Genomic DNA, 11,801 nt, shown 5'->3' on the forward strand with positions numbered 1-11,801 from the left:
TGCGCGAATGCGCAACCAAAGCCACCTTTATATTTACCTGTTATTTGTTATTTGTTATTTGCCGCTATGGAAAATCTCGTCGGTCAGCTCGCGCGTTTTTCGGACGTTTTCTTTGATCGTGGCTTGTGATGGTCCAGGTACCCACGTCTTGAGCAACAGCAGCTCACCGGTTGCCACAATGATCGCGCCTGCTGTTACGAACCATGCTCCCGGCCCACCCAGTGCACCCAGTACGCAAAGTAAGCCAAGTACGCAAAGTAAGCCAAGTACGCCAAGTACGAAAAGTATGCCGAGTGCGCAAAGTAAGCCAAGTACGTCAATAAAGACGAAGGTATAAGAAAGGCGGGGCCGGAAAACCGGCCCCGCCTTGTTGGTGCTAGTAGCGCTTAACCGCCACGCTAGTTAGATCTTTTCGGGAGAGACCTTCCAGATGTCCGTGGCGTATTCGCTGATTGTACGGTCGGAAGAGAAGCGGCCCGAACGGCAAATGTTGATCCAGCACTTGCGCGCCCATTCCAGTTCGTCTTGGTAATCGGCGGCCATGCGGTCGCGGACTTCCCGGTAGGAAGCAAAATCGCCCAGCACATAGTATTGGTCGGCTTCTTCCCAGCTGGATCCATCGAGCAAAGAAGCCAGCAGATCGTGGAACATGCCAGTTCCGCCGTCGTCGAGCGTGCCATCCACCAGGGAATCTAGCACCCGCTTCAAACCGGGAACCGTTTCGTACTTCTCCCGCGGATCGTAGGTGCGCTTCAGTTCTGGGAGTTCTTCTTCCCGCGCCCCGAAAATGTAGGCATTTTCTTCACCTACGGCGTCCACGATTTCTACGGTTGCCCCGTCCATGGTGCCCAAGGTGAGGGCGCCGTTCATCATGAACTTCATGTTCCCGGTACCGGAAGCTTCCTTGCCGGCCGTGGAAATCTGTTCGGAAACATCCGTGGCCGGAATAATGTGTTCCGCGGGGGAAACATTGTAATTCGGCACGAACACTACCTTCATGCGGCCCTGCATTTGCGGATCAGAGTTCACCAGCCGGGCAACCTCATTGATGAACTTGATAATCGCCTTGGCGCGCTTGTAACCAGGTGCTGCCTTCGCTCCGAAAATGAAGACGCGCGGCGTTACCTGCAAGCTCGGATCGTCCTTGAGGCGGTAGTACAGATCCAGGATGTACAGCGCATTGAGCAGCTGGCGCTTGTATTCATGCAAACGCTTAATCATGGAATCGTACATGGCGTCTACCGGCACTTCGATGCCATCCCGGTTGTACAACCAGCGGGCAAACACTTCCTTGTTGGCACGCTTGATCTCCAGCAGGCGCCGGTAGATTTCCTCATTGCCGCGTTCTTCGATCGTGGCCAGCTTATCCAGATCGCTTACCCACGAATCGTCCCCGAGCACCTCGGTGAGCAATGCGGCTAGCTGCGGGTTGCAGTTATTGAGCCAGCGCCGCGGGGTAACCCCGTTCGTCTTGTTATTGAACTTTTCAGGCCAAATATCGTGCCAATCGTGCAGGGTATCGCGCACCAAAATATCCGAGTGGATCTGCGCCACGCCGTTAATGGAGAAGGAAGCGTAGCAGGCGATCCACGCCATGTGTACGCGCCCGCCATGGATCGGCGCCATATATTCGATCTTGCCCTGGTCATAGCCTGCTTCTGCCAGTTCGGCGCGGAAGCGACGGTCAATTTCTTCGCAAATCTCAAAGATTCGCGGGAACACCTGCTGGAAGATAGATACTTCCCACTGTTCCAGAGCTTCCGCCAAAACCGTGTGGTTGGTGTAGGCGAAGGTCTTTTGTACCACGGCCCACGCCTCTTCCCAGCTCATGCCGTGATCATCGAGCAGTAGGCGCATGAGTTCCGGAATTGCCAACACCGGGTGGGTGTCATTGAGCTGAATAGTGTTGTAATCCCCGAAGCCGCGCAGGTCTTCCCCGTGGGTTTCGATATAACGCTCGATCAATTCCTGCAGGGAGGCAGAAACGAAGAAGTATTGCTGGCGTACGCGCAGCACCTTGCCTTCGTAGGTGGAATCGTTCGGGTAGAGCACCCGGCACAGATCGTTCACCCGTTCGCGTTCCACAATCGCATCCGTGAAACGCTGCGAATTGAAGGCGTCGTAATCGAACTCTTCGAGCGGTTCGGCCTTCCACAGGCGCAAAGTATTCACGTTATCGGTGCCGTAGCCGGTAATCGGCATGTCATAAGGCACGGCGTTAACCGTCAAATCCGCAAAGCTCACCAGCCGTGCTTCGGCCTCACGGCGGATCACGAAGGGATAACCGGTTTCCATCCAAGCATCCGGTTCTTCTTCCTGGAAACCGTTCTCGAAGGTCTGCTTGAACAGGCCGTAGCGGTAGAGGATCCCGTACCCGGTAACCGGCAGGTTCAAGGTAGCCGTGGAATCGAGGAAGCAGGCGGCCAGGCGGCCCAAACCGCCATTGCCCAGTGCCGCATCCGGTTCTTCATCGAGCACATCGGTGAGATTCAGCCCGTATTCGGCGAGCGCTGCGGAAGCTTCTTCCACCAACCCGAGATTCACCAGGTTATTCAGTAAGGCCCGGCCCATCAAGAATTCTGCGGAAAAATACGAAGCGCGCGGCCCTTGCCGATACCGTTCGCGGGTTTTTTCCCAGTTATCGGCAAGTTTCGAGACCACGAGTTCGGAAAGGCCATACCAAAAATCGTGCGGGGCCGATCCGGCTGCTGAAACACCCGAAACCGATTGGGTGAACGCGCCTAGAGGTTGCGTAAGTTTAGCTGACATGTTTCTCCTCTTAAAATGGGGGAACATTATGCTCCGCGAGCCAGCTTAGCGGTTTTCTGCCGGCGGGCGGCCGGTACTGAGACCTACGAGCCTTCCATGCGAGCAGGTTCACGAAAAATAGGGGCGACGACGCCGCACCTAGCGGCTAGTTCGCTATGTGATAAGAGGCGTGCCGGATGGCGAGATTGTGGGAAGAAAATCCGGTCTTTCGGTATGCTTTGACGGTAAAGTGGAACGCCTGATATGGGGTGTACCCTTTACGGCGAGGTTGAGGGAAACACCAAAGGAGAATCATCATGCCCGCAGTGGTCATTTTGGGCGTTCAATGGGGCGATGAAGGCAAGGGTAAGGCTACTGACCAGTTGGGTCAGCAAGCCGATTACGTAGTGAAATTCAACGGCGGTAATAATGCCGGGCATACGGTTACCGTCGATGGGGAGAGTTTCGCCCTGCACCTGCTTCCCTCCGGCATTCTTAACCCGCACTGCGTGTCTGTGATTGGCAACGGCGTCGTCGTCGATCCGCAGGCACTAGCCGCCGAAATGGGGGCGCTGGAAGAGCGCGGGGTAGACACCTCTAACCTGCGAGTTTCCGCGAACGCACACGTTATTACCTCCTACACGAAACGTTTCGATGGGATCAACGAAACCGCGCTCGGCGAGCGGCGCTTGGGCACCACGAAACGCGGGATTGGGCCCACGTACGCAGATAAAGCCAACCGAGTGGGTATTCGGGTGCAGGATCTATTCCACGAAAACCGTTTGCGCGAACGCGTGCAGGCAGCTGTTTCGCAAAAGAATATGGTACTTTCCTGCATCCCCGGGGAAAAGCTGATTGATAGCGAAGCGGTGGTGCAAGAGCTTCTGGGGTATGCGGAAATGCTGCGGCCGATGGTCGTGGACGCTTCGAAGTTGCTCAATGAGGCGCTGGATGCGGGTAAGACGGTGATTTTTGAGGGCGGGCAATCTACCCTGCTCGATATTGACCACGGAAACTATCCTTTCGTTACTTCCTCGAACGCAACGGCCGGCGGGGCTTGCACGGGGTCGGGGGTCGGGCCTACCCGGATTGATCGCGTGGTAGGAATCGCAAAGGCTTATGCCACGCGGGTTGGCCAGGGGCCGTTCCCCACCGAGCAGCACGGCGAATGGGGCGACTGGTTGCGTGAACGCGGGGGCGAGTTTGGTGTAACTACCGGGCGGCCGCGGCGCACCGGCTGGTTCGATGCTCCTATAGCCCGCTATGCCACGCGGGTGAACGGGCTGACGGATATGGTGCTCACCAAGCTGGACGTTTTGACCGGTTTGGAACGTATTCCGGTGTGCGTGGCTTACGAAATTAATGGTCAGCGGGTGGAAGAATTCCCGGTGGATACCTGGGATTTCGAAGAGGCTAAGCCGATTTATGAATACCATCCGGGCTGGGAGGAAGACATTTCCGGCGTGCGTGATTTTGCTAACCTGCCCGCCACCGCGCAACACTACGTGCGCTGGTTGGAGGAAATGAGTGAGTGCCGGTTCTCGCTGATTGGTGTGGGCCCGGATCGCGAGCAAACAATCGTGCTCCACGATTTGCTTTCCTAGAGTTTGCTGCGATTTCCTGCGGATACGCGGGGTTGCTTGTGGTGGCACACGCAGGTGCTACCACCGGCAACCTCGCGTATTTTGATGTGGGAGGTGTACAGTGCGACAGATTGTCGCATACTTTGTTCCACAGCCATAACTAACGCAAAAAAATACTTACAGTTGTGGATAATGTTCATTTACCGTTTGACGGTCCCAGGTGGTGTTAGTACCTTCTTGTGTGGGCTCCGCGGGTGAGCGGAGAGAAGTGCACGAAGAAGCTCGTGCACCGAATAGGAAGGGATTAGATGAATACCTATGAGGAATCCACGCGTCGGGTGCGGATCCTCCGGGCCGTGCTGGCGCTGTTTGCTGCCGCGGCCTTGCTACTAATGTGCCTGCCGGTACAGGCACGGGCCGATGGCCTGCAAACGGGTGGGCAAAATTCGGGCGAGACCGCCGGTAACAGCCAGGCGGCCACCGCGCAAACCGCGCGCATCGTCGGTTCTGAGAAACAGTATATGAATTTCTACTACCTGGACGAGGAAGGTAAATCGGGCCGGAAGACCACGGTTTTGTTCAGAGTAGAAATTGGGGGCAAGACTTACCGTGCCTACTGCTTGGAAAGCACGGTGACTACCCGTTTTGGGGAAGCTAGGGTTGGCACCTGGGAAGAATTCCCGGGTACCAATAACTTCAAGGACGATCCGCAAGTACGGGAAAAAGTAGCGTGGATTGTAGCCAATTCTTATCCGACGGTTCCGCTGGACCAGCTCGCAGAACGTATTGGTCAACCCGGCTTGACGGAAGCTGAGGCGGTTGCCGCAACTCAGGCCGCGATTTGGACGTACACGGATGGCTACTCGGCCCGCGGTTTCTCACAGTCGGGGAATAAGCAGGGTCCGGATGCGCAAGCAAGTGTGCGGCCCATGGCACTCTTGCAGTACCTCACCGGTACGGCAAATACGGGACTTTCCGAACAGCGCGTACGCGCCCCGCAGTTCCAGATCGAGGCGGGAGATGCTAGCGCGGCCGAAGCAAATCTGATCGGCCCGCTATCTGTAACCACCGACCAAACCGTTGCCCTCGAATATGCGGGGGAGGGTTCGATCGTCAACCGTGACGGCACGCCTTATGATCTGCGCCAGGTAGAAAATGGGGCCCAGCTGTATATCAAACCGGAAGGTTCCACGAGCGGAAGCGGTACCTTTACCGCGAAGGTTTCGGGGTACGACGTCGCCGGCAAACTTGTGATTATCCCGAAGGATGCCCGGCCGGAAGACCACGGGCAGACGATTATTTTGATGGAATCGCAGCCGGCAACCCGGGCGGTGCAGGCGCCGTTCCACTGGGAAAAGACGGCAGCTCCGCCCGTGCCGGGTAACGGCGAGGAAGTTACGTCCCGCGGGCAAACTCCGCCGGCCGAAGATAACGGGGAAACGGCAACTCCTCCGGTAACGACGCCGAGCACCACGGATACGGAAACCCCGGGCGCGGAGGATAAGGGCACGGAAGCACCGGGCGCCGAAAAACCGGGCACCGAAAAGCCGGGCGCGGAAAAGGCGGCTGGCGAAAAACCGGGCGCGGAAAAGCCGGCCGCGCAGACGCCGGCGAAGAAACTGATCCAGACCGGGCCGCAAACGCTCACCTTTATCGCGGGAGCAATCGTATTGCTATGCACGGGTGCGAGCGTGATGCTGTGGCGCCGCGAAAAGAAGTAGGCCTACGCGGCTGAATCCGGGCCGAAAGCAGGCCGCGAGGTTGAAGGTAGGTCTATGTTGCCGCAGCTGGGCCGGAAGGCAGGCCGCGGGGCTGAAGGTAGGTCTATGTTGCCGCAGCTGGGCCGAAAGCAGGCCGCGGGGTTGAAAGTAGGTCTACGCGGCTGCGGCGGCAGCTGAAATAGGAACGGCTGTGCAAGTGGCCGGCGGGGAAAAGTATTCCCCGCCGGCCACTTCTTTTTGCCAGTAATCGTTAAGCTGCTTTGCGGGGAATCATTGGGCGTGAATTTGCCCGGCCGAATTGCGGCCGGGCGTACCCATTAATCCACCATGTGAACCGTGGTAGCTTTAGATAGTGACACAGCTCGGAAACAAAACGAGCAATATCCTCCGATTCGCTGGAGTGCTAAAAATACCCCGCGAAGGGAATGTATAAAGTATCCCGCCCGGGAATGCTGATACGCCGCGCCGGAGGATCCTTGCCCGCGGAATGCGAGCTAGGTAGATACGTTCGGGAGGTGGAAATAATGGCCGCTGTTCCAAGTTTCGGCGTGAATACCACAGGGTCACTGGGTGCGATTTTGCCCGGGTGGACGAAACTTTTTTCCGGAAAAATCCGCGATATTTATCGGCCTGCTTCCTCAGGCCCGTACGCCGGTTCCGATGTTTATCTGATTGTGGCAACGGACCGGATAGCCGCCTTCGACCGCGTGATTCCCACGAAAATTCCCGGTAAAGGCAAAATCCTCACGCAGCTTTCGCTGTGGTGGTTCGAAAAAACTGCCGATATTGTTCCCAACCATGCGATCGCGGCAGATAACTCCCCGGGAATTGAAGACCGCGGGATGCTAGTGCGCGGCTTGCAAATGGAACCGTACGAAATCCAAGTGCGCGGCTATGTTTCTGACCGCGTATTGGGCGAATACACCCGCTATGGCACGATCGATCTGAACCCGGTCCCGCCCGGCTTACGTTCCGGAGACCCTTTTGCAACGCCCATTATTGGGGTTCATCTGAAAGGGCCGCTCGGGGAGCGGGACACGCCGATTCCTTGGGATAGTTTCCAGGAACGTGTGGGGAGCAAGTGCGCGGAACAGATCGAAAGAATAGCGCTGGCCTTGTATGAGCGCGGCCACGATATTGCGGCTTCGCGCGGGCTAATCCTGGCAGACGCCAAATTCGAATTTGGGCGCAATGCGGATGCCGGGAGCGACAAACTTGTGTTTGCCGATGAAGCTTTCACTCCCGATTCAGCCCACTACTGGTTGCGGGAAGATTATGAGCGGCTCCGCCAGAACGGCGAAGTGTTGCGATCCTACGATAAAGAAGTGGTTGGAAAGTGGCTGGCTAGCCCGCAGTCTGGCTGGAACGTGCGTTCGGGTACCCAACCTCCACCAATCCCGGCGGATGTGGTGGCCGATACCTTCGCGCGCTATGCGCGGGTATATCAAATGCTTACCGGCACCCCTTGGTCCCGGTAAAAGCAGCGCGCTTTGGTCCCGGTAAAAGCGGTGCGCTGGGCTCAATGCGGTGGGTAGACGGCGGCGTAAATCGCTACGCGTGGCCGTGAATTCTTACGCAATGGAAAAGGTCAGGTAGGCTTTCACTAGCTTCAAAAGCGCGGCAAAATCCGCGTCTGTACATAATCTGTGAGCCGTGGTGGAAACCCCGGGAAAACACATGCTGGATAAAGCTAGGAAAAACCAGGGGTTAAGTAAACCTAGAACTTACCGGCCGGAAAGGGAGTGGAGGAATAATTCGTGCTTTTGCTGAGCGCGGGCAGGCGTCCGAGTTTCGAGATTTACCGGGGGCCGGGCGGGTACGCCGCGGTAGTATCACGCAGTCGGAACGCGTTAGAAGGACGCGGCCGTGGAAACCAACGGAAGGGAAATGCTGATGAAAGATAGCGTCCGTCAGGTCTACGAATCGATTGTCAAGGACAATCCGGGAGAACCGGAGTTCCACCAGGCAGTCGAGGAATTTATTGAAAGTATTGAGCCGGTTCTCGCCGCGCGCCCCGAATACCGCGAATATGAAATTTTGCGGCGAATTGTGGAGCCGGAACGCACGATTATGTTCCGCGTTCCCTGGGTGGACGACGCCGGGAAGATCCAAGTGAATCGTGGCTACCGCGTGGAATTCAACTCCGCGCTGGGCCCGTACAAGGGTGGCTTGCGTTTCCACCCTTCCGTGAACCTTTCTATTTTGAAGTTCCTTGGGTTCGAGCAGATTTTCAAGAATGCGCTCACGCGCCAGCACATTGGTGGTGGCAAAGGCGGATCGAATTTCGATCCGAAGGGCAAATCCGATAACGAAGTGATGCGTTTCTGCCAGTCCTTCATGACGGAACTGTACCGCCATATTGGGGCGGATACGGATGTGCCGGCCGGTGATATCGGGGTGGGCGGCCGCGAAATCGGTTACCTGTTTGGCCAGTATCGGCGTCTTACTAACCGGTTCGAGGCCGGCGTGCTCACCGGGAAGGGAATCAGCTATGGCGGTTCTCTGGCCCGCACGGAAGCCACCGGGTACGGGGCCGTTTACTTCGCGCAATCCATGCTGGAAGACCGCGGCGAATCTCTGGAAGGTAAGCGGATCGCCGTTTCTGGTTCCGGAAATGTGGCCCTGTATGCCATCCAGAAGGCGCAGCAGTTGGGTGCCACCGTGGTTACCGCTTCGGATTCGAATGGCACGGTTTATGAACCGAGCGGGATCGATTTCGAACTGCTCCAAGACATCAAGGAAAACAAGCGAGGCCGGGTGGCTGACTATGCGGCGCAGCGCGGAGCAGAATATCGGGAAGGGGCACGCCCCTGGGATGTGCCGGTAGATATTGCCATGCCCTGTGCCACCCAGAACGAACTTGCGGAAGAAGCCGCAACCACGCTGATCAAGAATGGCGTGCAGGCGGTGGTGGAAGGTGCAAATATGCCCACCACGCTGGCTGCCACCCACATGTTCCAGGACGCGGGCGTACAGTTCGCACCGGGCAAGGCCGCAAACGCGGGCGGGGTTGCTACTTCCGCACTGGAAATGCAACAGAACTCGGCGCGGCAATCGTGGGAGTTCGACGCCGTAGATGCTCGGCTCCATGCGATCATGGATGATATTCACGCTTCGGCTTTGGCAGCCGCGGATCGCTACGGGCACCCGGGCAACTACGTGGTAGGTGCCAACGCTGCCGGCTTCGAAGCCGTGGCAGACGCGATGATCGTCCAGGGCGTTATCTAAAACCTGCCCTAACCATGGCTCGCGGGGCCGGGAAGCGGCGAGCTTCCCGGCCCCGCCGGCATATAAACACGCTAGCCGCCTAGAATGCGTAGCATGGCTTCTCAACGCGCGCATAAACCACGGAAAATTGATGCGGCTACCGGCATGGCTATTTTGCGGCAGGCGGCCGCGGGCGAGGAATTAACAGCTTCTGCTCGCCGCACGGCAGTGCGTTTTGCACTGGAAGAAATAGCGGCTCTACATCCCGGTAAATCTGTAGAAATTCGCGTGCCCTACGCGGGGGCCGTGCAAGCTATTGCGGGCCCGGCGCACCGCCGCGGCACCCCGCCAAATGTGGTGGAAATAGATGCCGACACTTTTATTGCGCTCGCGATTGGCACCCAAAACTGGGAGGAAGCCAAAGCTGCCGGCAAGATCGACGCTTCTGGCATTCGCGCAGATCTTTCCCCGTACCTGCCACTTTTCCGGCTCTAGCCGGCTGAGTGCCGTCCCGGCGCTGCTCAGGCGCGTGCCGCGCGGGTACCAGGCGCCGAAAACCTGCAAGCGCCGGACTGGTCTACTCCTGGGATGCTAGGCGGCTGAGTGTTGCCCGGGCGCTACCCAGCTGCGCACCGCGTGCCGCTCACGGGTACGAGAAAGGGGACCCGGTAGGGTCCCCAAAATAACGCCGGGAGCTTAGCGCTCCAGATCAGGTGCGGGATTACCGGCTCTTCTGATCCTTCGAGTCGTCTTCGGCGTCCTCGTATTTATCCGCCCAAGGATCATATTCCGCGTAGTCGTCGTAATACGCCGCGTACGGATCGCTATCCTCCTGGGTCTGCTCGGTATTCGAAGCCCCGCTCTGCTGACGTAACTCACGCTCGAGCGCCGCGTAATCGGTGTCTGGCGTGTAGTACTTGAGATTTCGGGCTACCTTACGCTGCTTAGCCTTCTGACGGCCGCGCCCCATTGGCTCGACCCCCTTCATCTCACTGGGGGCGAGAATCGCCCCGCGTTTACTCTTTCGTGACCTTATCCTAGCGTCCACTATCGGATCGGACCATAAATCATGACGTATATCTATGTGAGCCAAAGGTGAACGCAAATATCTACTTTACACTCGTAGCATTGCTAATGCGAAACCGACAGGCCAGCCTATCGCCGGCCCCGGTCAAGCCGCGGATGGGACGTAAACATGCCTCTCCCGCATCCGCGAGCTACCAGCCGCACGCATCGTTACCGCTACCGGTCTCGCCGCAAAGCTTTATCGGCGCCGGAGCAAAGCCTTATCGGCGCCGCAGCAAAGTTAGCGCGCCCAAAGCAGCTACGCCCAGGCCTGCAACCACGGCCAGCGCCGTCGGCTCCCCGCGCTTTACGTCGTTGGCAAGGCGCTCCGCTTCCGCTTGTAGCGGGTTCGGAGTGGCGGCATCTTCCGTGGTGAACTCGCCGGTTTCCCAATCAAAAGCGTAGGCCTTGGTTTCCCTATCGCCGCCCAAACCCAGATCACCAGCCAGTTCTTCGACCTTGCCGCGCAGTTCCGAAGTTTTTTCCTGGGCGGCCTGCCGCCAAGCGGTGGTTTTTTCCTTGGCGGCGTTGCTCAAATCGGCCGCCTTCTGCTTGGCAGCCTGGCTCAAATCTGCCGCCTTCGAAATGGTGGAAACTGCCAGCCCGCTTGCCTTGCCCCGCGCGTCGTTGGCGAACTGGGAAACGGAAGCTTGGGCGGCGCCTTTGGCTTGGCGCAAGTTTTCCCGCGGGTCTAGCCGGTTCACCAGTTCATTCACGGTGTTTTCGAGCTCGACGCGGGTGCGTGCCAAATCCTGTTCGATCTCCTCCGGGGAACGATTGTCCTGCGTGCTCACTTGGAAATTCCCTTCTTGATAGCATCCACGTCCTTGGCAACTCCGCCCACGGGATTCGCCTTATACTTGCCTGATTTCTTGAACTTGACGAAGCCTATTGCCGCCAAAATCGCGACTATAACGAGCAGAATACCTGCCGTAATGAAGAATCCGGCCCACCAATTATTGCCGCACAGTGCCGCGAAAAGCGCGGACAGCCCGAGGAGTACGAAAAGCAGCAGGTACAGTGCCAACACTCCGGCGCCGGCGAGCAGCACCCCCGCAATACCCAAGTTCTTGACCTTGTGCGTCAACGCTTTCTTCGTGTACGTCATTTCGTCGCGCACCAAGGAGGAAAGCTGCGCCGTCATCGCCGCTACAAGTTCTCCGATGGTGCGGCGTTGTTCGCCCGCAACTTCCTCGCGCGCTTGGGCGCTGCTGGTTGTGGTGTAGCGAATTCCCGCGCTGGATTCTTCCCCGGAAACGTTGTGCGCTCCGGTACTTTCTGTGTTACTCACTTACTTTCCCCTCACTAGCCCAATATGGCGCTAGTTAAAAATTCTAGGCTTTCCCGCGCTGAAACTCGACGTCCGGAGCTAAATCGCATCCGCCCCGAACTGCGCCCGAGCCGTTTTCCGCGCGGCTCGAAACTTCCCTCCTCAGCATATCTTCCACCGCCGGGTGTACAGCTGCCGTTCCGAGTT

9 protein-coding genes are annotated in these 11,801 nt (G+C 57.7%); 5 read left to right on the forward strand and 4 right to left on the reverse strand.

All coding sequences use genetic code 11. The annotated features are described in order from the left end of the window. Positions 1 to 402: 402 nt before the first annotated feature. Positions 403 to 2,769: a glycogen/starch/alpha-glucan phosphorylase gene (locus tag BLT47_RS01825; protein ID WP_143021738.1), complete on the reverse strand. Its 2,367-nt coding sequence runs from the start codon at positions 2,767 to 2,769 to the stop codon at positions 403 to 405. A 296-nt stretch (positions 2,770 to 3,065) separates the two neighbouring features. On the opposite strand from BLT47_RS01825, the gene BLT47_RS01830 reads away from it, so the two are divergent. The 5 genes from BLT47_RS01830 to BLT47_RS01850 all read left to right on the forward strand — a co-directional run bounded on the left by BLT47_RS01830 (position 3,066) and on the right by BLT47_RS01850 (position 9,754). Next, positions 3,066 to 4,352, forward strand: a complete 1,287-nt coding sequence (locus BLT47_RS01830; protein WP_065414743.1) for an adenylosuccinate synthase — start codon at positions 3,066 to 3,068, stop codon at positions 4,350 to 4,352. A gap of 287 nt (positions 4,353 to 4,639) precedes the next feature. Then, positions 4,640 to 6,052 (forward strand): thioester domain-containing protein, encoded by a 1,413-nt coding sequence (locus BLT47_RS01835; protein WP_074661020.1) that lies wholly within the window; start codon positions 4,640 to 4,642, stop codon positions 6,050 to 6,052. 524 nt (positions 6,053 to 6,576) lie between these two features. After that, positions 6,577 to 7,530 carry a phosphoribosylaminoimidazolesuccinocarboxamide synthase gene (locus tag BLT47_RS01840; RefSeq protein ID WP_065414745.1) on the forward strand — a complete coding sequence of 318 codons (954 nt, stop codon included), beginning with the start codon at positions 6,577 to 6,579 and terminating at the stop codon, positions 7,528 to 7,530. Between the two features lie 415 nt (positions 7,531 to 7,945). Next, a complete protein-coding gene (gene gdhA / locus BLT47_RS01845; RefSeq protein ID WP_074661168.1) occupies positions 7,946 to 9,280 on the forward strand; it encodes an NADP-specific glutamate dehydrogenase in 1,335 nt (444 codons plus the stop codon). 93 nt (positions 9,281 to 9,373) lie between these two features. Beyond that, the gene (locus tag BLT47_RS01850) at positions 9,374 to 9,754 is read left to right on the forward strand and encodes a sterol carrier family protein (RefSeq protein WP_049619732.1); all 381 of its coding nucleotides are present in this window, start codon (positions 9,374 to 9,376) and stop codon (positions 9,752 to 9,754) included. 226 nt (positions 9,755 to 9,980) lie between these two features. Here the strand turns inward: BLT47_RS01850 and BLT47_RS01855 are convergent, their stop codons facing one another. From BLT47_RS01855 to BLT47_RS01865, 3 genes are all read right to left on the reverse strand, one after another. Further along, on the reverse strand, positions 9,981 to 10,229 hold the full coding sequence (locus BLT47_RS01855) for a DUF3073 domain-containing protein (RefSeq protein WP_049619769.1): 249 nt from the start codon (positions 10,227 to 10,229) through the stop codon (positions 9,981 to 9,983). A 316-nt stretch (positions 10,230 to 10,545) separates the two neighbouring features. Continuing rightward, entirely contained in the window at positions 10,546 to 11,118 is a 573-nt protein-coding gene (locus BLT47_RS01860; protein ID WP_074661022.1) for a DUF3618 domain-containing protein, read from the reverse strand. Further along, positions 11,115 to 11,615 carry a phage holin family protein gene (locus tag BLT47_RS01865; protein ID WP_074661023.1) on the reverse strand — a complete coding sequence of 167 codons (501 nt, stop codon included), beginning with the start codon at positions 11,613 to 11,615 and terminating at the stop codon, positions 11,115 to 11,117. The genes BLT47_RS01860 and BLT47_RS01865 overlap by 4 nt, the downstream gene beginning before the upstream one ends. Positions 11,616 to 11,801 lie beyond the last annotated feature (186 nt).

The sequence above is a fragment of the Actinobaculum suis genome (genome assembly GCF_900102025.1).
Lineage (GTDB): Bacteria > Actinomycetota > Actinomycetes > Actinomycetales > Actinomycetaceae > Actinobaculum > Actinobaculum suis.